The following is a 23,556-nucleotide window of genomic DNA, read 5'->3' as shown; positions in this document are numbered from 1 at the left end:
TTGACCGATGTGGAGGTCTTGCAGGCCTCTTTGGCGACCTGCAGTTTGAAACGTGCGTCATATCTGTTCATGTATCCCTCGGGGTTGGATCTGACGTCCAACTCCCGGGGGTCACTTCAAGGATGGGTTTACGGCGTCCCCGCCATCCGACACCACCCCGCCAAGCACACAGAAACCCAGAGCCGACGCCTCAGCTGTTGCCGTTGCTCCGGCCTCTGCGGGCGCCGGGCTGCAAGCCCGGCACCCACCCTGGAACCTCAACAGCAGCGACCACCGTTGCGTCCGCCGTAGCGCGCTTCCTGGCGCTCGCGGAAGAACGTCTTGTAATCCATCGGCTCCTGGTCCGGATGCTTTTCCAGCATGTGCCGGACGTAGTTGTCGTAATCAGGAATGCCACAGCACAGTCGGGCGGTCTGCACCAGGCGCCGCCAGATGCGGCGGTGTGCCTGGTACTGGCCGGCGGGAACCAGTTGCGTGCTCATCACAGATCCACCATTTCATGCGGCTTCAGCGCCACGTATGGGGTCTCGCGGTCGCTGCGCTGAGGATTGCGGCGGGCCGCCAGGATGGTCTTGATCGAATACACCAGCACTGCGCCCACCACCAGCAGGAACAGCGCGGTCAGGCCGGTGTTGACGTAGGCGTTGACCACGATCTGCTTCATCTGCGCCACCGACTTGGCCGGTGCCGTGATGGTGTCGCTGGCGAGGGCGGCCTGGAACTTGTGTGCCTGGGCCAGGAAGCCCTGCGCCGGATTGCTGTCGAAGATCTTGATGAAGCCGGCGTAGGTGGTGCAGATCAGCAGCCAGATGGCCGGCACGGCCGTCACCCACGCATAGCGGTCACGCTTCATCTTGAACAGCACCACCGTGCCCAGCATCAGTGCGATACCCGCCAGCATCTGGTTGGAGATGCCGAACAGCGGCCACAGCGTCTGGATGCCACCGAACGGATCGACCACGCCGGTGTAGAGCAGGTAGCCCCACAGCGCCACGCAGCCGGCGGTACCGATGATGTTGGCGGTCCACGATTCGGTCTTCTTCAGGGCCGGCACGAAGTTGCCCAGCAGGTCCTGCAGCATGAAGCGACCGGCACGGGTGCCAGCGTCGACTGCCGTGAGGATGAACAACGCTTCGAACAGGATCGCGAAGTGGTACCAGAACGCCATCATCGCGTCGCTGCCACTGGGAATCGCTTCGTGCAGGATCTGCGCGATGCCCACCGCCAGTGTCGGTGCGCCACCTGCGCGATGCAGGATGGTCGGCTCGCCAATGGCCGCCGCGGTCGCGGTCAGCTGCTCGGGCGTGATGGTGAAGCCCCAGGTGTTGGTGATGTAGTGCGCCGCCGAGGCCGCATCGGCACCGATCACCGCCGCCGGGCTGTTCATCGCGAAGTAGATGCCCGGATCGATGATCGAGGCCGCCACCAGCGCCATCACCGCCACGAACGATTCCATCAGCATGCCGCCGTAGCCGATGTAGCGCATGTGCGCTTCATTGGCCAGCAGCTTCGGCGTGGTGCCGGAGGAAATCAACGCGTGGAAACCGGAGACCGCACCGCAGGCGATGGTGATGAACAGGAACGGGAACATGCCGCCCTTCCACACCGGGCCATCGCCACTGGCAGCGAACTGGGTCAGCGCCGGCATCTTCAGTTCCGGCATCACAATCAGGATGCCGACGGCCAGCGCGATGATGGTGCCGATCTTGAGGAAGGTCGACAGGTAATCGCGGGGGGCCAGCAGCAGCCACACCGGCAGCACCGAGGCAACGAAGCCGTAACCGATCAGCATCCAGGTGATCTGGGTGCCGGTGAAGGTGAAGGCCGGGCCCCAGACCGGATCGGCGGCGACCTTGCCGCCGTACCAGATCGCGGCCAGCAGCAGGATCAGGCCGACCACCGAAATCTCGCCGATCCTGCCGGGGCGGATGTAGCGCATGTACACGCCCATCAGGATCGCGATGGGCATCGTCGCGATCACCGTGAACATGCCCCACGGGCTTTCGGCCAGCGCCTTGACCACCACCATCGCCAGCACCGCCAGGATGATGATCATGATCAGGAACGCACCGAACAGCGCGATGGTGCCGGGCACCTGGCCCATCTCTTCCCGCACAAGATCGCCCAGGGAGCGGCCGTTGCGGCGGCTGGACAGGAACAGGACCATGAAGTCCTGCACCGCGCCGGCCAGCACCACGCCCACCACCAGCCACAGCAGGCCGGGCAGGTAGCCCATCTGTGCGGCCAGCACCGGTCCCACCAGCGGGCCGGCACCGGCAATGGCGGCGAAATGGTGACCGAACAGCACGTGCTTGTTGGTCGGCACGTAGTCCAGGCCATCGTTGTTGATCACCGCCGGGGTGGCCCGGGTCGGATCCAGCTGCATCACCTTGTTGGCGATGAACAGGCTGTAGAAGCGGTAGGCCACCAGGTACAGCGAAACGGCGGCGACGACGATCCACAGGGCATTGATGTGTTCGCCGCGGCGCAAGGCCACGGTGCCCAGACAGAAGGCGCCGAGCAGGGCGAGTACCGCCCAGCCTATTTTGGAAAACCCTTTCATGAGGTGCTCTCTCCCGGAAAGACAGTCAAAGAGTCCCGCGTGCCCTCGGCAGGGTCAATTGGCACAGGACGAATCGGCGGTAGTACTTTGGTCGTACGCTTGTTGTGCTGACATGCAGCGAACATCAGGGATGGAACAATCGGTTGCGGCGCCGTCCATTGGCGTGCGGCCATGTGGCGTCCATCTTCAGTGGCATCCATCCAACAGGAGTCGCCATGAGCTTTCCCGAACCGGTCCGCGTACTGCGGACCATCCGTGGCATGCCCACCTCCGACGGTGCCGGCGTGCGCCTGACCCGCGTCATCGGCGGCCCGACGCTGCCTGACCTGGACCCGTTCCTGCTGCTCGATGAATTCGGCACCGACCGTGCCGAGGACTACATCGCCGGCTTCCCGGAGCATCCGCATCGCGGTTTCGAGACCGTCACCTACATGCTCGACGGGCGCATGCGGCATCGCGACAACCACGGCAACGAGGGCCTGCTTACCCCGGGCAGCGTGCAGTGGATGACCGCAGGCCGTGGCCTGGTGCATTCGGAAATGCCCGAGCAGGAAAGCGGTCAGATGCGCGGCTTCCAGCTGTGGGTGAACCTGCCGGCGAAAGAGAAGATGACCGAGCCGAAGTACCAGGAGTTCGCGCCCGAGCGCATTCCCGTGGTGCGGCCGGACGCCGGCGTGGAAGTGAAGGTGATCGCCGGCAACGTGGATGGCACGCAGGGCCCGATCGTGCAGCCGGCCACCGATCCGCTGTACCTGGACATCACGCTGGCCCCGGATCGCGCCTGGACCTATGCCTTGCCGGAAGGGCACAACGCCTTCGCGTATGTGTTCGAAGGTGCGGTGACGGTGGGTGAGCAGGACGCGGCGCGCGACGTCGCCCGCCAGGAACTGGCGGTGCTGGGCGGTGGCGAGCAGCTGCATCTGTCGGCCGGCAGCGAGGGTGCGCGGCTGATCCTGGTGGCTGGTCGTCCGTTGCGAGAACCGGTGATGCGCCATGGCCCGTTCGTGATGAACACGCGGCAGGAACTCATGCAGGCCTTCGTCGATTTCCAGGAAGGCAAGTTCTGAGGCGGTGCCGGCCGCTGGCCGGCAACTGCCTGCGGTCACGGCGGATCGAGGTGCCGGCCAGCGGCCGGCACTACCGTCAGGTCGGCTCGCATTGCGGGGATGCTGCAAGGCAGTCATCCCCGCCATCGTCAGTTCCCGGCAGCCACGGCCGACGGGGTCAGGCTCATCCCCTGCGCCAGCTGTTGCAGCGAACCCAGTTCCTGCGCGCTGTCCGGATACAGCGAAATCTGCGCGTAACGCCCTTTGTCGAGCTTGACCACGCTGATGCGGCGCTCGGCATAACCGGGCGGCTGCTGGCCTCCCAGATCGGGCTGGTACCAGTACAGTGATTCACCGCCGAAGCTGCCCTTTTCGTGGCGCAGCGAGCGGTTCAATGGAAGGTTGGGATCGCGTGCACTGAGCATCAGGCTCAGTACCTCGCGGCCATCGCTGGTGCTGGCACGGCAGACCAGGAAATCGGCCTGTGCCTGCTGTTGCCACTGCAGGCCGCTGTTGGCCGGCAATGAAGGACATTCGGTGGGAGCCTGCGCGGCGGCCTGGGCCGCAGCGAAAAGCAGGCTCGACAACACTACAGGCGCGAACTTCATGCATCCCCCAAGGTGGTGTGTCGTGGCTCCGTCGGATGGACCGGCGGCCTTGGCATCCCATCCCCGGATGCCCCGCCGGCCGGCATGTGCACGGACGGTCAACTCAACCTTAACGGAACGTGAGCGATCGCACAAATTGCGGTTACAAGCGTAACCATTGCGGCCGAAGGTCGGCCGCAACGGTCCGCACAGGCCTCAGCGGTCGTTGCCGAGCCACTTGTAGATGATGCCGCCGATCGCACCGCCCAGCAGCGGGGCGACCCAGAACAGCCACAGCTGGCTGACCGCCCCGCTGCCGGCGAAGAAGGCCACGGCGGTGGAGCGGGCCGGGTTCACCGAGGTGTTGGTGACCGGGATGCTGATCAGATGGATCAGGGTCAGCGACAGGCCGATCGCCAGCGGCGCGAAGCCAGCCGGTGCCTTGCCGTGGGTGGCGCCCATGATCACGATCAGGAACACGGCGGTCAGCACCACTTCGCACAGGAAGGCCGCCGCCACGCTGTAACCGCCGGGCGACAGCGCACCATAGCCATTGCTGGCGAACGCACCGGCCTGGCTGCCGTCGATGGCGAAGCCGCTGGCCCCCGAGGCGATCTGCAGCAGGATGAAGCCGGCCAACAGGCCACCAGCCACCTGGGCGATGATGTACGGCACCAGGTCCTTGGTCGGGAAGCGGCCACCGGCCCACAGGCCGACGCTGACCGCCGGATTGAAGTGCGCGCCGGAGATATGGCCGAACGCATAGGCGCCGGTCACCACGGTCAGGCCGAAGGCGAGCGCCACGCCGAGGAACCCGATACCCAGCGGATTGCTGTCACCGCCGAACTTGGCGGCCAGCACCGCACTGCCGCAGCCACCCAGAACCAGCCAGAACGTGCCGAGGAATTCGGCGGACAAGCGTTTACCCATGCTCATGTGTTGCACTCCTTTGACGGTCGAAAGTGTGATTTATGTCACATTTCAATGATCAGCGGGTGACTGTAGCGTCAACGCCGGGTGCAGGCATACACCTTCGGATGTGTGCAACACGCGATGTTCAGTACTGCGGCAGCGGGATGAATTCCTTGTCGTCGCCCGGAATGGTGCCGAAGCGGCCGGCCTCCCAATCGTGCTTGGCCTGCTCGATGCGTTCCTTCGAGCTGGACACGAAGTTCCACCACAGGTGACGCGGGCCATCCAGCGGCTCGCCACCGAACAGCATCGCCTTCACCGGCGTCTTCGCGCGCAGGCGGCCACGTGCGCCGGCTTCGGGAATCACCAGATGCTGTGCAGGGATGTCCACGCCATCCAGCTGTGCGTCGCCTTCGAGGATGTACAGCGCGCGCTCGCGGTGGCCGTCGTCGATATCGATTTCCGCATCCGGGTCGAGATCGATTGCCACGTTGAGGGTGTCGGCGAACACCTTCACCGGCGATTCCTCGCCATAGGCGCGGCCGGCGATGACGCGCAGCCAGGCACCGTTGCGGCGCTGCTCGGGCAGGGTGGCCGCGGCGTGGTGGTAGAACGCCGGCTCGATCTCTTCATGTGACTTCGGCAGCGCCACCCAGGTCTGCATGCCGTGGATCGGGTTGTCGTGATCGCGGTCCGGCTGCGGCGTGCGCTCGGAATGGGCGATGCCGCGGCCAGCGGTCATCCAGTTGACGTCTCCGGGTCGGATCACCTGGTCCGAACCGAGTGTGTCGCGATGGCCGATGGCGCCCGACCACAGGTAGGTGACCGTGGCCAGGCCGATATGCGGATGCGGGCGCACGTCGATGGCGGTGCCGGGGTGCATGAGCGCCGGGCCCATCTGGTCGACGAACACGAACGAGCCGATGCTGCGCGCCTGCAGGGTGGGGACGGCGCGACGGACTTCGAGTCCGCCGATGTCGTGCACGCGCGGGGCGATGATGGTGGTCATGCGGGCGTTCTCGCTGGCAGGGATCAGGCGGTCAGCATCGCATGCAGCTGTGACGGGCACATGCCCCGTATGGGTAACAGGGTGTTCCAGCCAACGGCGCAGCCGCTCGTGGCTGTGGGGTTGGTCGCGTAAAGCAAAAGCCGCGCTTGGCCGGGCGGGGTGGGTTCGCGGGGGACGCCGTGAATCCGTCCGTGGAGGCTTGGCCGCGGCATCCATGCCGCGGACACCCCCGCGAATCCACCCCGCCCGACCTCTGACAGTTTCCGTGTGCGTCCAGCCACGGAGAAGAAAAAAGAAAATCAAAGTCAAAATCAAACGCTGGTTGCTTCGCTCCTGGTGGCGGCCCAGGTAGCCACCCACCTGTTCGCAGTGATCCACACCGGAATCGAGATTCACCGACCGTCACCGGGAAACTGTCAGGGGTGGGGCGGTGTGGGCAGGCAGGACCGTTGGCGCCATGGATGGCGCCATCGAGCCCCCATGGATGGGTTTACGGCGTGTCCTGCCTGCCCACACCGCCCCGCCCAACAAACAGAAAAGCCAGAGCCGGCTGTTGCTCTGGCTCTGGCTCTGGCTTCGGCGGTTGCCTCTGCGGGCGCCGGGCCGCAGGCCCGGCCGATAAACTCAAACCACCGGTTCGCGCAGGGTGGGGTTGTCCCAGCCCGGGCGCGGGGCGAAACGGTCGCCGTGACGCTGCTGCAGTGCCTTCAGCCGCTCGACGATCGCATCGGCACCGACCGCACGGATGTGCTGGATCGGACCACCGCGGAACGGGGCAAAGCCGGTACCGAAGATCACGCCGGCATCCAGCAGGTCCGCATCGGCCACAACGCCTTCGTGCAGGCACGCCACCGCCTCGTTCAACAGCGGCAGGATCAGGCGGTCCTCAAGATCGGCCGGGGCCTGGTAATCGCTGGCCACGTCCGGCTTCTTCGGCTTGCCGTTTTCCCAGGTGTAGATGCCCTGGCCGTCCTTCTTGCCGCGCTTGTCCGGCTCCACCGTCTGCAAGGCCGCTGGAATCTGCAGGCCCAGGAACGGCGCCAGTTCGCGGCCGACGCCGGCGGCCACGTCCAGGCCGACGGTGTCGATCAGTTCGATCGGGCCCATCGGCATGCCGAACTTCACCGCGGCCCTGTCGATCACCGGGCCCGGAATGCCTTCGGCATACGCGGTGGCGGCTTCCAGCATGTACGGGAACAGCACGCGGTTGACCAGGAAGCCCGGGCTGCCGGCCACCGGTACCGGGAACTTGCCCAGCGCCTTGCAGAACGCGGCCAGGCGGCGCTCGGTCTCCGGCGCCATGCCGTCGTGGTGGATGATCTCCACCAGTGGCATCTGCGCCACCGGGTTGAAGTAGTGCAGGCCAGCGAACTGCGCCGGGCGCTGGATGTGGTCGCGCAGTTCCACCAGCGGAATCGACGAGGTGTTGGTGGTCAGCAGCGCGTCCAGCTTCATCTTCGGTTCCAGCGTCTGGTACAGCGCACGCTTGGCTTCCGGGTTCTCGATGATCGCTTCGATCACCAGGTCGGCCTCGGCCACGCCGTTGCCTTCCAGGTCGGCACGCAGGCGCGCGGCCACGGCGGGGCGCTTGCTCTCGTCGCGCACCTTCTTGGCGAACAGCGCCTGCGCGCGCTCCATGGCGGGGTCGATGAAGCGCTGCTCGCGGTCCTGGAGAGTCACTTCAAAGCCCTTGTAGGCGGCCCAGGCGGCGATGTCACCGCCCATCACGCCGGCGCCGACCACGTGCACGTGGCGGATGCCGGAATCACCACCACCGAGGCCCTTCAGGCGTTCGGTCAGGAAGAAAATGCGGATCAGGTTGCGCGCGGTCGGGGTGCTGGCCAGCTTCACCACCGCGCGGCGCTCGGCGTCCAAACGCGCCTGGATCGGCTTGCCGCCACTGCGCTGCCAGGTGCTGATCAGCGCGTAGGGCGCCGGATACTGGTCCTTCTTGGCCTTGCGTGCGACCTGCTTGACCATCTGCGGTGCCAGCAGCGTGCGTGCCAGCCAGGTGTTGGTGGCCCAGGCCGTTGCGCGCTGCTTGAACGGGCGCGTGGTGCCGGACAGCGCCAGCGCCACGGCGGTGTCGAGCACCACGGCCGGTGCCACCACCTTGTCGACCAGCCCGATGCCACGCGCGGCCGAGGCCGACAGCGTACGGCCGGTCAGCATCATGTCCATTGCCGCGGGAGCGCCGACCAGCTGCGGCAGGCGCGCGCTGCCGCCCCAGCCCGGGAAGATGCCCAGCTGGGTTTCCGGCAGGCCGATGCGGGTGCTGCTGTCATTGGAGGCCACGCGATAGCGGCAGGCCAGCGCCAGCTCGGTGCCGCCGCCCAGGCAATGGCCGTGGATGGCCGCCACGGTGGGGCAGGGCAGCTCGGCCAGCTTCTGGTAGGTAGCCTGGCCGCGGCGGATGGCATCGTTGACGGTGCCGCGACGGTCGAACTCCTGGAACTCCTTCAGGTCCGCCCCGGCAATGAAGCCGGCTTTCTTCAGCGACTGGATCACCACGCCCTTGGGCGGGTCCAGTGCAATGCGCTCAAGCAGGTCACCCAGCTCCAGCAGCACATCCTGCGACATGGCATTGACGCTGCTGTCCTGGCGATCCAGGGAGAGGACCACCACGCCGTCGTCGCGGATCTCGGGGTGCCAGTGGCTGAAGCGGAGACCATCGAAGCCTGAGAGCATGGACGTTCCATCCGGTTGTGTATGGAGAAGCGGCTATGATCCAGAGGTTGTTTCCTCCGCGTCAAATCCCAATAGCAGGGGAGTGGCGACCCCGGATCCATGGCCGTGGACCGGAACGCTAACGGAACGGTGGTTAAAAGCTGGTGCGGCGCCGGGTGATCGGCGACTGAACTTTTCCCGGGATTGGCAGTCTCATTGCCCGACGTCGGTTGGGCTGACAGGAGTGCGGCCCCTCATGGCCGAGGTTGATACACCACAGGAGCTGGATCTGGAACTGGTCCGGCGCGTGCAGCACGGCGAGAGCGCCGCGTTCGATGTCCTGGTGCGCAAGTACCAGCATCGCGTGGTGGCCCTTGTCGGCCGCTACATCGCCGACTGGAGCGAATGTCAGGACGTCGCCCAGGACACTTTCATCCGCGCCTATCGCGCGATCGGAAGTTTCCGTGGCGACGCCCAGTTCTCAACCTGGTTGCATCGAATCGCCGTGAATACCGCCAAAAACTACCTGGCTTCACACAATCGACGGCCGCCGACCGATGACATCGACATCGGCGATGCCGAACAGTTCGACAGTGGTACGCGCCTGCGCGACACCGACACGCCCGAACGCGAGTTGATGCGCCAGGAGCTGGAACAGACGGTGATGAAGGCCGTCAACGCGCTGCCGGAAGAGCTCCGGTCGGCGATCACCCTGCGCGAGGTGGAAGGCCTGAGCTACGAGGAAATCGCGCAGAAAATGGGGTGCCCGATCGGCACCGTGCGTTCACGGATCTTCCGGGCGCGCGAGGCGATCGACACCGAACTCCGGCCGCTGTTGGACATCGGCAGCGCCACCCGTGAGAAGAGCCGCGTATGACCAGTAACCCGTTCAACGAATCGCAGAACCATCAATCGCCCGCCGGGCAGCGCCTGGACCAGCGCCATCGCGAGCAGCTGTCGGCCCTGGTCGATGGCGAGCTGGGCGCCGATGAAGCGCGCTTCCTGCTGCGGCGGATGGAGCATGACCCCGAACTGGCCGGCTGCCAGGAGCGCTGGCAGCTGCTGGGCGACGTGATGCGTGGGCAGGCGTCGGCACTGGCCCCGGCCGGGTTCAGTTCCGCCGTGGCTGCTGCCATCGCCGCCGAGCCTGCGCCGCAGGCCGAGCCGCGCCGTCAGGTGCGTCGCAGTGGCTGGCGGGCCTGGGGCGGTGGTGCCGCACTGGCCGCTTCAGTGGCAGCGGTGGCGCTGTTCATGGGCGGTGAGAAGCTGAAGGAAGCCACCCCGGGCGAGCCGTTGGCACCTCAGGTGATCGCCAGCCAGGCGGAGCTGCCGACCGTGCCGACCGATCCTGCCCCGGTTACCGAAGCCTCTGCAGACACGGCCGCGATGGCTGTGGCGGCGGCTCCCGCCCTGGCGATGGCCACTGCCGGTCGCCGCCAGGACACCCGCCGCGCCAGTGCCACCCGCAGCCAGCAGGCCGCGCGTGCCGCCCAGCGTGAGGACGTGCCGCAACGCACGGTGGCTGCTGCGCAGGCGCCGCTGACCCCGACCATACCGGCCAATGGCAGCCGCAACATGCCGTTTGGCGAGGTCGGTGGGCTGCAGGCGCGGCCGTGGCCGCGTTCCAGCCTGGCGCCTGCCGCCGGCGGCGCGCTCAATGCCAGCTTCCCGGCCCATACCGGTGGCGCCGCCTTCTACCCGTTCGAGCCGCGCCTGCAGGACGACCTGCCGGTGCCGCCGCGCCCGCGCGACTGAGCCGGGCGCTTTCACGCCCCGCCGTCAGCGGGGCCCGTATTCCTCTTTCCATCCGATCCGGAGGTTGCCGTCCGATGACTCCCCGACTCCGCACGCAGGCCATGGGCCTGTTGGCCCTGACCCTGCCGCTGGTGGCCTGCGCGCAGGCACCGGCTCCGGCCGCCCCGACCCAGGCTGCTCCAGCCACCGCGCCAAGGGCACCGGCACAGCCGCTGGTTACCGGCCTGCCCGATTTCACCAACCTTGTTGAACAGGTCGGGCCGGGTGTGGTCAACGTCGACACCACCATCGTCCGCACCAACCGCCAGGCTTCGCGGGGCCCGATGGGCGGTGACGACGACATGCCGGAATTCTTCCGTCGCTTCTTCGGCCCGGACTTCCCGATGCCGGGGCAGGGCCCGGGCGGCCCGGACGGTGGCCCCAGCATCAAGGGCCGCGGCATGGGCTCGGGCTTCATCATTTCGCCCGATGGCTATGTGCTGACCAACTACCACGTGGTGGCCGATGCCAGCGACGTGAAGGTCAAGCTGGGCGACAGCCGTGAGTTCAACGCCAAGGTGGTGGGCAGCGACCAGCAGTACGACGTGGCGCTGCTGAAGATCGATGGCAAGAACCTGCCGACCGTGCGCGTGGGTGATTCCAATACGCTGAAGCCCGGCCAGTGGGTTGTCGCGATCGGCTCGCCGTTCGGTCTCGACCATTCGGTGACCGCCGGTATCGTCAGTGCACTGGGACGTAGCACGGGTGGCGCCGACCAGCGCTACGTGCCGTTCATCCAGACCGACGTGGCGATCAACCAGGGCAACTCCGGCGGTCCGTTGTTGAACACCCGCGGCGAAGTGGTCGGCATCAACTCGCAGATCTTCTCCGCCTCCGGCGGCTACATGGGCATCAGCTTCGCGATCCCGATCGACCTGGCGATGAGCGCGGTCGAGCAGATCAAGAAGAGTGGCAAGGTCACCCGTGGCCAGCTGGGTGCGGTGGTCGAGCCGATCGATGCGCTGAAGGCGCAGGGCCTGGGCCTGCCCGACAGCCGTGGCGCGCTGGTCAACCAGATCGTCGCCGGCAGTGCCGCAGAGAAGGCCGGTGTGCAGATCGGCGACGTAGTGCGTTCGGTCAACGGCAGCCCGGTCAACAGCTGGTCCGACCTGCCGCCGCTGATCGGTGCGATGGCACCGGGCAGCCGGGTCACGCTGGGGGTGATCCGCGACGGCAAGCCGCGCGACCTCAGCGCCACGCTCACGGCGCTGAGCGAAGACGGTCAGGGCAATGCCCGTGCGGCGTCTGCCGCCAGGCCCGATGCGGCACCGCAGGCCGGCGCCAATGCCCTGCTGGGCCTGGACGTGAGCGACCTGACCGCACCGCAGCGCAAGCAGTTCGGCCTGGATGGCAACGAAGGCGTGCGCATCACCGGAGTCAAGGGCCAGGCGGCGCGTGATGCCGGCCTGTCTCCGGGCATGGTGATCCTGCAGGTCGGCCGCACCCCGGTCGGCAGCGTGGAGAGCCTGAACCGGGCGCTGTCCAGCTACAAGAAGGACGACGTGGTGATGCTGCTGGTGCGCACCGGCAACGGCAACAGCGCCTTCGTGGCGGTCAAGGCCGGCCAGTAAGGCCTGCCGGGGCCGCTTCGGCGGCCCCTGTGTCTCCCCTGAAGCCCCGCTCTGGCGGGGCTTCGGCCTTTCCGGGCGGGGCCCGAGCAGTCCGCTTTCGCGGTGGGGCGCCGGGCATGCGATAATCGACCGTTACCCTGACGACGCCGCGCGCCGCCGCCACCTATGTCTTCTGATTCGATGCGGAACATCCGCAACTTCTCCATCATCGCCCATGTCGACCACGGCAAGTCCACGCTGGCCGACCGCATCATCCAGCTCTGTGGTGGCCTGCAGGCCCGCGAGATGGAAGCGCAGGTGCTCGACTCCAACCCGATCGAGCGCGAGCGCGGCATCACGATCAAGGCGCAGTCGGTGTCGTTGCCGTACCTGGCCAAGGACGGGCAGACCTACCATCTGAACTTCATCGACACCCCCGGCCACGTCGACTTCTCCTATGAAGTCAGCCGCTCGCTGGCCGCCTGCGAAGGCGCGCTGCTGGTGGTCGATGCGGCCCAGGGCGTGGAAGCGCAGTCGGTGGCCAACTGCTACACCGCGGTGGAGCAGGGCCTGGAAGTGGTGCCGGTGATCAACAAGATCGACCTGCCGACCGCCGACATCGAGCGCGCCAAGGCCGAGATCGAGGCCGTGATCGGCATCGACGCCTCCGACGCCGTGCCGGTCAGTGCCAAGACCGGCCTGAACGTGCAGGACGTGCTGGAAGCGATCGTGCATCGCATCCCGCCGCCGACACCGCGCGACACCGAGAAGCTGCAGGCGCTGATCATCGACTCCTGGTTCGACAACTACCTGGGCGTGGTCTCGCTGGTACGCGTGATGCAGGGCGAGATCAAGGCCGGTGACAAGCTGCAGGTGATGTCCACCGGCCGCAACCACCAGGTCGACAACGTCGGCGTGTTCACGCCGAAGCGGAAAGTGCTGCCTGCGCTGCGTGCCGGTGAAGTGGGCTGGGTCACCGCCAGCATCAAGGACGTGCACGGTGCGCCGGTCGGCGACACCCTGACCCTGGCCGGCGACCCGGCACCGAAGCCGCTGCCGGGCTTCCAGGAAATGCAGCCGCGCGTGTTCGCCGGTCTGTTCCCGGTCGATGCCGAAGATTACCCGGACCTGCGCGAAGCGCTGGACAAGCTGCGCCTGAACGATGCCGCGCTGCGTTTCGAGCCGGAAAGCTCCGAGGCGATGGGCTTCGGCTTCCGCTGCGGCTTCCTGGGCATGCTGCACATGGAAATCGTGCAGGAACGCCTGGAGCGCGAGTACAACCTGGACCTGATCAGCACCGCGCCGACGGTGGTGTATGAAGTCCTGAAGACCGATGGCTCGATCATCAACATGGACAACCCGGCCAAGCTGCCGCCGGTGAACCAGGTCGAGGAGATCCGCGAGCCGATCATCCGTGCCAACGTGCTCACTCCCGAGGAGTACATCGGCAACATCATCAAGCTGTGCGAAGAAAAGCGCGGCAGCCAGATCGGCATCAACTACCTGGGCAGCCAGGTGCAGATCAGCTATGAGCTGCCGATGGCCGAGGTGGTGCTGGACTTCTTCGACAAGCTGAAGTCGGTCAGCCGTGGCTACGCCTCGCTGGACTACCACTTCGTCCGCTTCGACGCCGGCCCCTTCGTGCGCGTGGACGTGCTGATCAACGGCGACAAGGTCGACGCACTGTCGCTGATCGTGCACCGCAGCCATGCCGACCGTCGTGGCCGTGAGCTGTGCGAGAAGATGAAGGACCTGATTCCGCGCCAGATGTTCGACGTCGCCATCCAGGCTGCGGTCGGCTCGCAGATCATCGCCCGTACCACGGTCAAGGCCATGCGCAAGAACGTGCTGGCCAAGTGCTATGGTGGCGACGTTTCGCGCAAGAAGAAGCTTCTGGAAAAGCAGAAGGAAGGCAAGAAGCGCATGAAGCAGGTCGGCCGCGTGGAGATCCCGCAGGAAGCGTTCCTGGCCGTGCTGCAGATGGACAACAAGTAATCCCGCACCGGCCCTGCGGGGCCGGTCGTCCGGTGACGTTGCAAAGGACCCTGAATGAAACTGTTTGAGATCCTCCTGGTCGTGCTGACCCTGGCCTCGGGCCTGATCCTGCTTGCGGACAAGCTGTACCTCGCCAAGCGTCGCGCCCAGCGCGCCGGCCTGCTCGATTCCGAGCCGGTGCTGGTGGATTACTCGCGTGCGTTCTTCCCGGTGCTGGCGATCGTGCTGATCGTGCGCAGCTTCATTGCCGAACCGTACAAGATCCCGTCCAGCTCGATGATGCCGAACCTGCTGATCGGCGATTTCATCCTGGTCAACAAGTTCTCCTACGGCCTGCGCCTGCCGATCAGCAACACCAGGATCGTGCCGTTCGGCGAGCCCTCGCGTGGTGACGTGGTGGTATTCCACTTCCCCGGCCACAGCGACAACGACCCGGCCAAGGGCGAGAACTTCATCAAGCGCGTGATCGGCGTGCCGGGTGACACCGTGGTCTTCGAAGGCGACGGCGTGATCCTCAATGGCGAGCCGCTGAAGTACGACAACAAGGGCATCTACGCCGGCCACAAGGGTCAGGGCGAAGGCGCCAACCTGCTGGTCGAGCACCTGCCGGGCCGCACCCACACCGTGCTGGAGACCGACTACCCGCGCGGCCAGGGCCAGTGGACGGTGCCGGCCGGCAAGTACCTGGTGATGGGCGACAACCGCGACAACAGCGACGACGGCCGTTTCTGGGGCCTGCTGCCGGAGGAGAACCTGCGCGGCAAGGCCTTCCTGATCTGGCTGAACTGCCAGGGCTGGTTCTGCAAGGATGGCTTCGAGCCGTCGCGGATCGGCTCGAGCATCAACTGATCGGGCATCAACTGAGTACCTTCACATCCAACGCGTATCTGGGGAGAACGCAATGAAGACGATGAACACGCAGCGCGGCATGACCCTGACCTCGTTCCTGACGGTCCTGATCGTGGTCGGTTTCTTCCTCTACATCGGCATGAAGCTGTTCCCGATGTACCAGGAGTACTACGCCGTGCGCTCGGCGATGAAGAGCCTGGCCAACGAGCCGGGCGTGGGCAGCATGGAGCCGTCGCGGATCCAGGACCTGTTCTTCAAGCGCTTGTACATCAACTACTCGGACAATGTGAAGCCGGCCAACGTGAAGTTCGACCGTCGCGACAATGGCTGGACCCTCAAGGTCAACTACGAAGTGCGTCGCCAGCTGATCGGCAACCTCGATGTGGTTGGCAAATTCGATTCTTCCCAGGACCTGACACGAAGCGGTGCCCAGTAAATTCATCCAACGTGGCGACCTGATCGGTCATGCCTTCAGCGACCCGGCCCTGCTCAAGCAGGCGCTGACGCATCGCAGTGCCGGTGCGCCGCACAACGAGCGCCTGGAGTTCCTCGGCGACAGCATCGTCAACATGATGGCGGCCGAGGCGTTGTACCGACGCTGGCCCAAGGCTGACGAAGGGGCGATGACCCGTGCCCGTGCCGAGCTGGTGCGCGAAGGTGCGTTGGCGGTGATCGCGCGCACCCTGCAGTTGGGCGAGCGGCTGACCCTGGGCCCGGGCGAAATGAAGTCCGGCGGTCATCGCCGCGACTCGATCCTGGCCGACGCAGTGGAAGCCGTGGTGGCTGCGATCTACCTGGATGCCGGCTTCGAGGCCTGCCGGGCGGTGGTACTGCCCTGGTTCAGCGCTTCGATCGAGGCGCTGCCGGCCTCCGGCCGTCCCGAGAAGGACCCCAAGACCCGCCTGCAGGAATGGCTGCAGGCCCGACAGAAGGCGTTGCCGCAGTATGAACTGGTGTCAGAATCCGGTGACGACCATGCCAAGCACTTCCGGGTACGCTGCAACGTAGCCGACCCGGCCGCCAGCACCGAGGGCGAAGGCGCCTCGCGGCGGCTTGCCGAACAACAGGCGGCTGCGGCCGTCCTAGAACAACTGGATTCCAAGTGAGCGAACAAACTCCCCATCATTGCGGCAGCGTGGCCGTCATCGGCCGCCCGAACGTGGGCAAGTCGACCCTGACCAATGCCCTGGTCGGCGCCAAGGTCAGCATTGTCTCCAACCGTCCGCAGACCACGCGTCATCGCCTGCTGGGCATCGCCACCTATCCGGAAGGCCAGCTGGTGCTGGTTGATACCCCCGGCCTGCACAAGGTGCAGAAGCGGGCGATGAACCGGGTGATGAACCGTGCCGCGCGCGGCTCGCTGGAGGGTGTCGATGCCGGCCTGCTGGTGATCGAGGCCGGTCGCTGGGATGAAGAAGACAGCCTGGCCTTCAATGTGCTGCGCGACGCCGGCATTCCGGTGGTGCTGGTGGTCAACAAGATCGATCGCCTGAAGGAAAAGGGCGCGCTGCTGCCGTTCCTGCAGCAGGTGACCGAAGGCCGTGATTTCGCTGCCGTGCATCCGATCTCGGCGCAGAAGCGCAATGGCCTGGAAGCGTTGGTGCGCGACGTGCTGAAGCTGCTTCCGGAAGCGCCGCCGATGTTCGGCGAGGACGAGATCACCGACCGCAGCCAGCGTTTCCTGGCCGGCGAGCTGGTACGCGAGCAGCTGATGCGCCAGCTCGGCGAAGAGCTGCCGTACGCCACCACCGTTGAGATCGAGCGCTTCACCGAGGACGGCAACCTGTTGCGCATCGGCGCGGTGATCTGGGTCGAGCGCGAAGGCCAGAAAGCCATCGTTATCGGCAAGGGCGGCGCCCGCCTCAAGGAGATCGGCGCCAAGTCCCGCCTGCAGATGGAGCGTCTGTTCGGGGCCAAGGTGTTCCTTGAGACCTGGGTGCGCGTGCGTGAAGGCTGGTCCGATGACGAGGCCGCGCTGAAGGCCTTCGGTTACGAGTAAGCCGTTGCGGTCGCTTCGATGATGATCGAGGACGACACCGGCTTCGTGCTGCATGCGCGGGCCTACCGCGAGACCAGCCTGCTGGTCGAGGTGTTGAGCGCGCAGCATGGCCGCGTCGGCCTGCTCGCGCGTGGTGTGTCAACGGCGAAGGGGCAGGTGCTGCGTGCTGCCCTGCAGCCATTGCAGTGGATCCGCTTCAGTGCCCAGCAGCGCGGTGAACTGGCCCAGCTGCGCGGCGCCGAAGCGCTGGATGCGGCACCCAGGCTGGTGGGCCAGGCGATGCTGGCCGGCTTCTACCTGAGTGAACTGACCCTGCGCCTGGCGCCCCGCCAGGACCCGTTGCCTGAGTTGTACCTGGCCTATGGCGAAGCGCGCGCGCGGCTGGCGGTCGGTGCCGGCCTGGCCTGGACGCTGCGTCGTTTCGAGCGTGAGCTGTTGACCGCACTGGGCCTGGGTTTCGAACTGGACAGTGCCAGCGACGGCCAGCCGATCGACCCGGCCGCGCGCTACGAGCTGGACCCACAGGAAGGCGCGCAGCGCCTGCTCAGTGAGCGCGGTGGGGAACGCCGGGCGGCGGCCACTGGCTCGGCGCTGCTGGCGTTGGCGGCCGACGAAGAGCCCGCTGCCGCCGACCTGGCCAGCCTGCGCCTGCCGATGCGGCGGGTGCTGGCCCATCACCTCGGGCCACGCGGCCTGAAGTCCTGGGAAATGCTCGAGCAGCTCGCGCCCCGCAGGTAGGGGGTGTTCGGCAGGGCTTGCAGCCCTGCACCTGCCGAGGCCAAAGCAACAGCAGCAGCAACAGCAACAGCATGCATTCCGTGGGATGGCGGGGTGGGTCCGGTTGCGGGAGACGCCGTAAACCCGTCCCTGGGGGCTTGGCCGCGGCATCCATGCCGCGGACACTCCCGCAACCGGACCCACCCCGCCTTCGACAGATTCTTGCGAGCTGTCGGAACGGCACTCTGCTCTGGTGGGTGTCGACCTTGGTCGACACAGTAGAGCCACGCCATGCGTGGATGCGTTTCGATTTCAATTCGAAATATTTGATTCTGATTGAGATTCATCCACGCATGGCGTGGATCTACCCGCCGTCACCGGGAATCTGTCGGGGGTGGGGCGGTGTGGGTTGGCAGGACCGTTGGCGCCATGGATGGCGCCATCGAGCCCCCAGGGATGGGTTTACGGCGTGTCCTGCCAACCCACACCGCCCCGCCCAACAAGCAGAAAGCCAGAGCCGCTCTGGCTCTGGCCTTTGGTGTTGCTCTGGCTTGAAGCATCTGCGGGTGCAGGGCGCAGCCCTGCCGAAAAACCCTCAATGCAGCAGGGCAGCCACCGCGGCGCGGAACCCATCCTGGGCCTGCCCGGACTCCGGCGCATGATGCAACTGGCGCACCGCCCGTCCCAAGCGTGCCGCTCCCACGAAGCCGCAGCTCGCCTGCAGCCGATGCAGCTGGCTGCGCAGCTGGCGCTCGTCGTGCTGGTCCACGGCCTGCTCGACCGCATCGCGTACGCCCGGCAACTCGGCCAGGAACAGCTCGCGCAGCGCGATCAAGTGGTTGCGCTGGCCATTGAGCGCGGCCAGTGCCGCGGTCTCGTCCCAGTCCTGTACCTGCAGCTCGACCGCTGCCGGAGCCGGGGCAACGGAGATCCCCGCCGGGCTGTTCACCAGTGCCCGGCGCACGGCCTTCAGCAACTGGTCGCGGCCCAGCGGCTTGACCAGCGTGTCGCTGAAGCCAGCTTCGCGCAGGCGGGCATGGATGGAGGTGTCGCCATCGGCGGTATGCGCCAATGCCGGGGTATCGGGGTGTGAACGGCGCAGTTCACGCAGCAGCTGCGCGCCATTGCCGTCCGGCAGGTTGACGTCGATCAGCCACAGGTCATGCGCGCCGGGCTCGGCGCTGGCCAGCGCGCTGGCCAATGAATCTGCGGTGTCCACGTCCGCCGGTAACGTTTCCAACGCCGCTTTGAAAAAACCGCGGCTGATGATGTCGTCCTCGACAAGCAGGAAGCGGGGCCGGCTGGCCCGCGGGGTCATCTGCATCAGGGCTGCCTCCATGTCAGCTGCTGCAATCATCAAGCACGGCGGCGGCGGGCGCAAGCGGGTCCGGACCCTGCCAGTCCGGATCTGCGACAATGTGCCCCCATTTTTGCCCGCAGCCTGTTGCCACGTGGCCCGATCCCGCTCCCGCATCGACCGTACCCCGTTCCAGACCGAGATCCTCGACCTCAGCCATGATGGTCGCGGTGTCGCCCGCCGTGAAGGCGAGGGCGGCAAGGTCACCTTCGTCAGCGGCGCCCTGCCGGGCGAGGTGGTCATGGCCGAACAGACCGCCCGCAGCCGCCATTTCGACGAGGCGCGCACGGTGGAAGTGCTGCAGGCCTCGCCCCAGCGCGTGACCCCGAAGTGCCCGCATTTCGGTACCTGCGCCGGCTGCGTGCTGCAGCATCTGGACGAAGACCAGCAGATCGTCGCCAAGCAGCGCGTGCTGATGGACAACCTGGAGCGGATCGGCCATGTGAAGCCGGGCAAGGTGCTGGCGCCGCTGGTCGGCGAGAGCTGGGGTTATCGCCGCAAGGGCCGCTTCTCGGTGCGCCGGGTCGAGAAGAAGGACAAGACCCTGGTCGGTTTCCGTGAACAGGACCCGCGTTTCGTCGCCGATCTCAGCCAGTGCCTGACCGTGATCCCGGAGATCGGTACCAAGGTCGAGGCCTTGTCGACCTTCATCGAATCGCTCGATGGCAAGCGCGACATCCCGCAGATCGAGTTCATCGCCGGCGATCAGGCGGTGGTGCTGACCGTACGTCACCTGCAGCCGCTCAGCGATGCCGACCGCGCCGCCTGGGCCGCCTTTGGCCAGCAGCATGGTTTCGTGATCTACCTGCAATCCGGCGGCGTGGACACCGTGCAGCCGCTGGACGGGCAGGGGGTACCGCTGTCGTTCCGGTTGGCGCCTTGGGACGTGGAACTGGCGTTCCGCCCGCTGGACTTCATCCAGGTCAACGCCAAGCTCAACGAAAAGATGATCGCCCACGCCCTGGACCTGCTTGAGCCGGGCGAGGACGAACGCGTGCTTGACCTGTTCTGCGGCCTGGGCAACTTCACCCTGCCGCTGGCGCGCCGCGTGCGCGAAGTGGTGGGTGTGGAGGGCGATGCCGGCCTGGTCGCGCGTGCCCGTGAGAATGCCGTGCGCAACGGCCTGGCCAACGCCCAGTTCTTCAGCGCCGACCTGACCCAGGACCAGCGCAGCACCCCGTGGATGCGCCAGGGCTTTGACAAGCTGCTGCTGGACCCGCCGCGCTCGGGTGCGATCGAAGTGCTGCAGCAGCTGCCGCTGAAGCAGTTCAAGCGCATTGTCTACGTCAGCTGCCACCCGGGCTCGCTGGCGCGCGATGCCGGCTATCTGGTCAACGAACAGGGCTTCACCCTGGTCAGCGCCGGTGCCATGGACATGTTCCCGCACACCGCGCACGTGGAAAGCATCGCGGTGTTCGAGAAGCGCTGAGCGGCTGTCATCACCCATGGCGCATAATCGCGCCATGGGCATTGAAATCGAACGCAAATTCCTGGTCATCAACGATGGCTGGCGATCCGCTGCGCACCGGGTGATCCCGATGGCGCAGGGCTACATCAACGACATGGGCGCGCTGGATCGCGGTACCCAGAACGCCTCGGTGCGCGTGCGTATCGAGGGCGACCATGCTGCGCTGAACCTGAAGTCGCGCACCATCGGCCACACCCGGCAGGAATTCGATTACCCGATTCCGGTGGAGGACGCGCGCGCGCTGCTGGCGCTGTGCGTGGGTGGCCTGATCGACAAGCGCCGCCATCTGGTCGAGCACGCCGGCCTGACCTGGGAAGTGGACGAGTTCCTCGGCGACAACGCCGGCCTGGTGGTGGCCGAGGTGGAACTGGACAGCGCCGACCAGGCCATCGAGCTGCCGGACTGGGCCGGCGCGGAAGTCACCGACGACGCCCGCTACTACAACGTCGCGCTCGCCAGTCATCCCTATTCACAGTGGTGAAACCCTGAAAAGGGGACGGAGGGGATTAAGTCGTCTTTACCCCGCCTGTGCGGAAAGCGACTTAATCCCCTCCGTCCCCTTTTTTCGGCGGGGGCGGGCCCCATGTCGGTGGGATGAGAATCGACATCTACTCCGACGTGGTCTGTCCCTGGTGCTGGATCGGCAAGCATCGTTTCCAGCAGGGCGTGCAGTTGCTGGGCGCCGATGCGCCTGAACTCGATATCCACTGGCAGCCGTTCCAGCTGGACCCGGACGCGGACGACACCCCGGTGCCGCTGCGCGAGGCCTATGTGCGCAAGTTCGGTGGCGTCGAGCGCACCGAGCAGATCCTCGGCCAGACCCAGACCACGGCGCGTGCGGAAGGCCTGCCGATGGACTTCAGCCGGGGCCAGGTGCGGGTGACCACGCTGCCGGCACATCGGGTGCTGTGGCTGGCCGGCCAGCACGGCGTGCAGGACGCGGTCGGGGAGGCGCTGTTCCGCGCCCACTTCGAGCTTGGCCAGAACCTGGCGGACAGCGCGGTGCTGATCAAGGCCGGTGTGGCGGGCGGCCTGGACGGCGGCGAAATCGCGCAGATGCTGGCCTCCGACCGCGGCCTGGCCGAGGTCAAAGCCAAGCTGGCGGAGGCGCATGCGCTGGGCATCTCCTCGGTGCCGACCTTCGTCATCGATGGAAAGTGGGCCATTTCCGGGGCGCAGCCCCCCGAGGCCTTCGCCAACGCCCTGCGCCAGATTGCCGCCGAACAGGGCGCCCCGGCCACCCCGGCTGGCGACGACGAGGCCTGCGGCCCGGACGGCTGCAAGGTCTGAGCAGATCGGGGTCAGAGCCCCTGCGGGGATCCGGCCCCGGGGTCAGATCCCCGCAGGGGCTCTGACCGCACACTCCCCTTTTTCTGACCACTGCGCCTGTCGGCCGGTTCTGCGACAATGCGGCACTGCGCCATGCGGGCGCGCGTTGTGGAGATCGACCATGCTGCTGATCGGCGTTGCCGGCACCGAACTGACCGCCCAGGAACGTGACTGGCTGCAGCACGATGCCGTGGCCGGGGTGGTGCTGTTCAAGCGCAACTTCGCCTCCCGCCAGCAGGTGACCGATCTGAGCGCGGCGATCCGCGCCGCCGCGCCGCGCCCGCAGCTGATCTGCGTTGACCAGGAAGGTGGCCGCGTGCAGCGTTTCCGCGAGGGTTACAGCGATCTGCCGCCACTGCAGGACATTGGTGCCCTGTATGCCACCGACCCGCAGCAGGCCTTGGCATTGGCCGAACGGCACGCCTGGCTGATGGCCAGCGAAGTACGCGCCAGCGGCCTGGACCTGAGCTTCGCGCCGGTGGTCGACCTTGGCCGTGGCAACCGTGCCATCGGCAACCGCGCCTTCAGTGAAGACCCGCAGGTGGTGGCCGCGTTCACCGCCGCCTACGTGCGTGGCATGCACTCGGTCGGCATGGCCGCCACGCTCAAGCATTTCCCCGGCCACGGCACCGTGCTGGAAGACACCCACGTCGATACTGCGATCGATCCGCGCGCGCTGGACGAGCTGCGTGCGCAGGACCTGGTGCCGTTCCAGGCCGGCATCGCCGCCGGTGCCGATGCGGTGATGATGGCGCACGTGATCTACCCGCAGATTGCGCCTGAACCGGCAGGTTACTCGCCGCGCTGGATCCAGGACATCCTGCGCGGCGAGCTCGGCTTCCGTGGCGTGGTGTTCTCCGACGACATCGGCATGGCCGCCTCGCACAGCGCCGGCGGCGTGCCGGCGCGCGTGCACGCCCATCTGGACGCCGGCTGCGACGTGGTGCTGGTCTGCCACCCGGAGCTGGTCGATGAAGCCCTGCACGCGGTGCAGGGGCGCTCCCTCAATACCGCTGCGCTGCTGGGCCTGATCGGCCGCGGCGCGCTTGGCTGGGATGGCCTGCTGGCCGATGCCCGCCATGGCGACACCCAATCCCGTCTGCTTGAAACCCTTGGAAGAACCGTCTGATGCCCAACCTCACCATTTCCCAGGCCCTGGCCCAGGCTGACCTGCTGGTCGACCGCCCCACCATCGACAAGGCCATCGCTGGTATCGCCGCCGCCATCGCGCGCGATTACAAGGGCGAGGTGCCGCTGTTCCTGTCCATCATGCACGGTGCGCTGCCGTTCGCCGGCCAGCTGGCGCTGGAACTGGGCGCGCGCGGCCAGGACGTGCAGTTTGATTACCTGCACGCCACCCGTTACCGCGGTGAAACCACCGGCGGCGACCTGGTCTGGAAGCACAAGCCGGCCACCTCGCTGTTCGGCCGCCGCGTGCTGCTGGTCGACGACATCCTTGACGAGGGCTACACCCTGCAGGGCGTGCGCACCTGGTGCCTGGAACAGGGCGCAACCGACGTGCGCATCGCCGCGATGACGGTGAAGAAGCACGACCGCGCGCTGCCGGACGTGACCGCCGACTACGCCGGCATCGAACTGCCGGACCGCTACGTGTTCGGCTTCGGCATGGACGTCAACGAAACCCTGCGCTGCGTGCCGGCCATCTACGCGATGAAGGAATAACGGCGCAGCCGCCCGCGGCGCGTCTTCTTCT

22 protein-coding genes are annotated in these 23,556 nt (G+C 66.6%); 15 read left to right on the top strand and 7 right to left on the bottom strand.

The window, feature by feature from the left end; translation table 11 throughout:
- Positions 1 to 257: 257 nt before the first annotated feature.
- The gene (locus AC5P5R_RS14965; RefSeq protein ID WP_005410613.1) at positions 258 to 482 is read right to left on the bottom strand and encodes a YbdD/YjiX family protein; all 225 of its coding nucleotides are present in this window, start codon (positions 480 to 482) and stop codon (positions 258 to 260) included.
- Positions 482 to 2,563, bottom strand: coding sequence for a carbon starvation CstA family protein (locus AC5P5R_RS14960; protein WP_005410612.1), 2,082 nt, complete (start codon positions 2,561 to 2,563; stop codon positions 482 to 484). Before AC5P5R_RS14960 ends, AC5P5R_RS14965 begins: the two co-directional genes overlap by 1 nt.
- Before the next feature lie 215 nt (positions 2,564 to 2,778).
- Between AC5P5R_RS14960 and AC5P5R_RS14955 the strand changes: the two genes are divergently transcribed.
- Positions 2,779 to 3,630: a pirin family protein gene (locus AC5P5R_RS14955; protein ID WP_033834360.1), complete on the top strand. Its 852-nt coding sequence runs from the start codon at positions 2,779 to 2,781 to the stop codon at positions 3,628 to 3,630.
- 128 nt (positions 3,631 to 3,758) lie between these two features.
- Here AC5P5R_RS14955 and AC5P5R_RS14950 read toward each other — a convergent pair whose 3' ends face one another.
- From AC5P5R_RS14950 to AC5P5R_RS14935, 4 genes are all read right to left on the bottom strand, one after another.
- On the bottom strand, positions 3,759 to 4,217 hold the full coding sequence (locus AC5P5R_RS14950; protein ID WP_005410610.1) for a hypothetical protein: 459 nt from the start codon (positions 4,215 to 4,217) through the stop codon (positions 3,759 to 3,761).
- Positions 4,218 to 4,412: 195 nt separating this feature from the next.
- Positions 4,413 to 5,132 carry an aquaporin Z gene (gene aqpZ / locus AC5P5R_RS14945; protein ID WP_005414195.1) on the bottom strand — a complete coding sequence of 240 codons (720 nt, stop codon included), beginning with the start codon at positions 5,130 to 5,132 and terminating at the stop codon, positions 4,413 to 4,415.
- A gap of 121 nt (positions 5,133 to 5,253) precedes the next feature.
- Positions 5,254 to 6,117: a pirin family protein gene (locus AC5P5R_RS14940; protein ID WP_005410608.1), complete on the bottom strand. Its 864-nt coding sequence runs from the start codon at positions 6,115 to 6,117 to the stop codon at positions 5,254 to 5,256.
- A 624-nt stretch (positions 6,118 to 6,741) separates the two neighbouring features.
- Positions 6,742 to 8,805, bottom strand: a complete 2,064-nt coding sequence (locus AC5P5R_RS14935) for a 3-hydroxyacyl-CoA dehydrogenase NAD-binding domain-containing protein (protein ID WP_024958698.1) — start codon at positions 8,803 to 8,805, stop codon at positions 6,742 to 6,744.
- 235 nt (positions 8,806 to 9,040) lie between these two features.
- Here AC5P5R_RS14935 and rpoE point away from each other — a divergent pair, with 235 nt between their 5' ends.
- The 9 genes from rpoE (at position 9,041) to recO (ending at position 17,709) form a co-directional block, all read left to right on the top strand.
- On the top strand, positions 9,041 to 9,661 hold the full coding sequence (gene rpoE, locus AC5P5R_RS14930; RefSeq protein ID WP_005414197.1) for an RNA polymerase sigma factor RpoE: 621 nt from the start codon (positions 9,041 to 9,043) through the stop codon (positions 9,659 to 9,661).
- Positions 9,658 to 10,539: a sigma-E factor negative regulatory protein gene (locus AC5P5R_RS14925; protein ID WP_100438815.1), complete on the top strand. Its 882-nt coding sequence runs from the start codon at positions 9,658 to 9,660 to the stop codon at positions 10,537 to 10,539. The genes rpoE and AC5P5R_RS14925 overlap by 4 nt, the downstream gene beginning before the upstream one ends.
- Positions 10,540 to 10,613: 74 nt before the next feature.
- Positions 10,614 to 12,149 carry a DegQ family serine endoprotease gene (locus AC5P5R_RS14920; protein ID WP_005410604.1) on the top strand — a complete coding sequence of 512 codons (1,536 nt, stop codon included), beginning with the start codon at positions 10,614 to 10,616 and terminating at the stop codon, positions 12,147 to 12,149.
- A gap of 180 nt (positions 12,150 to 12,329) precedes the next feature.
- Positions 12,330 to 14,123: a translation elongation factor 4 gene (gene lepA / locus AC5P5R_RS14915; RefSeq protein WP_005410603.1), complete on the top strand. Its 1,794-nt coding sequence runs from the start codon at positions 12,330 to 12,332 to the stop codon at positions 14,121 to 14,123.
- Positions 14,124 to 14,177: 54 nt separating this feature from the next.
- Complete coding sequence (lepB, locus tag AC5P5R_RS14910) at positions 14,178 to 14,972, top strand: signal peptidase I (RefSeq protein WP_005410602.1); 795 nt, start codon at positions 14,178 to 14,180, stop codon at positions 14,970 to 14,972.
- Between the two features lie 52 nt (positions 14,973 to 15,024).
- Positions 15,025 to 15,408 (top strand): DUF4845 domain-containing protein, encoded by a 384-nt coding sequence (locus tag AC5P5R_RS14905; protein ID WP_005410601.1) that lies wholly within the window; start codon positions 15,025 to 15,027, stop codon positions 15,406 to 15,408.
- Positions 15,398 to 16,078 (top strand): ribonuclease III, encoded by a 681-nt coding sequence (gene rnc / locus AC5P5R_RS14900; RefSeq protein ID WP_005410600.1) that lies wholly within the window; start codon positions 15,398 to 15,400, stop codon positions 16,076 to 16,078. The genes AC5P5R_RS14905 and rnc overlap by 11 nt, the downstream gene beginning before the upstream one ends.
- A complete protein-coding gene (gene era, locus AC5P5R_RS14895; protein ID WP_005410599.1) occupies positions 16,075 to 16,971 on the top strand; it encodes a GTPase Era in 897 nt (298 codons plus the stop codon). Before rnc ends, era begins: the two co-directional genes overlap by 4 nt.
- Before the next feature lie 18 nt (positions 16,972 to 16,989).
- Complete coding sequence (gene recO / locus AC5P5R_RS14890; protein WP_005410598.1) at positions 16,990 to 17,709, top strand: DNA repair protein RecO; 720 nt, start codon at positions 16,990 to 16,992, stop codon at positions 17,707 to 17,709.
- Between the two features lie 574 nt (positions 17,710 to 18,283).
- Here the strand turns inward: recO and AC5P5R_RS14885 are convergent.
- Positions 18,284 to 19,012, bottom strand: a complete 729-nt coding sequence (locus AC5P5R_RS14885; RefSeq protein ID WP_012480972.1) for a response regulator — start codon at positions 19,010 to 19,012, stop codon at positions 18,284 to 18,286.
- Positions 19,013 to 19,139: 127 nt separating this feature from the next.
- On the opposite strand from AC5P5R_RS14885, the gene rlmD reads away from it, so the two are divergent.
- From rlmD to AC5P5R_RS14860, 5 genes are all read left to right on the top strand, one after another.
- A complete protein-coding gene (rlmD, locus tag AC5P5R_RS14880; RefSeq protein WP_005414201.1) occupies positions 19,140 to 20,474 on the top strand; it encodes a 23S rRNA (uracil(1939)-C(5))-methyltransferase RlmD in 1,335 nt (444 codons plus the stop codon).
- Between the two features lie 34 nt (positions 20,475 to 20,508).
- Positions 20,509 to 20,994 carry a CYTH domain-containing protein gene (locus tag AC5P5R_RS14875; RefSeq protein ID WP_012480971.1) on the top strand — a complete coding sequence of 162 codons (486 nt, stop codon included), beginning with the start codon at positions 20,509 to 20,511 and terminating at the stop codon, positions 20,992 to 20,994.
- Positions 20,995 to 21,107: 113 nt separating this feature from the next.
- Positions 21,108 to 21,803 (top strand): DsbA family oxidoreductase, encoded by a 696-nt coding sequence (locus tag AC5P5R_RS14870; protein ID WP_100438813.1) that lies wholly within the window; start codon positions 21,108 to 21,110, stop codon positions 21,801 to 21,803.
- 160 nt (positions 21,804 to 21,963) lie between these two features.
- Positions 21,964 to 22,971: a beta-N-acetylhexosaminidase gene (gene nagZ, locus AC5P5R_RS14865; protein ID WP_005410593.1), complete on the top strand. Its 1,008-nt coding sequence runs from the start codon at positions 21,964 to 21,966 to the stop codon at positions 22,969 to 22,971.
- Positions 22,971 to 23,525, top strand: coding sequence for a hypoxanthine-guanine phosphoribosyltransferase (locus AC5P5R_RS14860; protein WP_329751697.1), 555 nt, complete (start codon positions 22,971 to 22,973; stop codon positions 23,523 to 23,525). Before nagZ ends, AC5P5R_RS14860 begins: the two co-directional genes overlap by 1 nt.
- Positions 23,526 to 23,556 lie beyond the last annotated feature (31 nt).

The sequence above is a fragment of the Stenotrophomonas sp. YJH_SMC_19 genome (assembly GCF_059367915.1).
The sequence above is the reverse complement of the archived record's forward strand: the minus strand, read 5'-3'. Positions and strand labels throughout refer to the sequence as shown.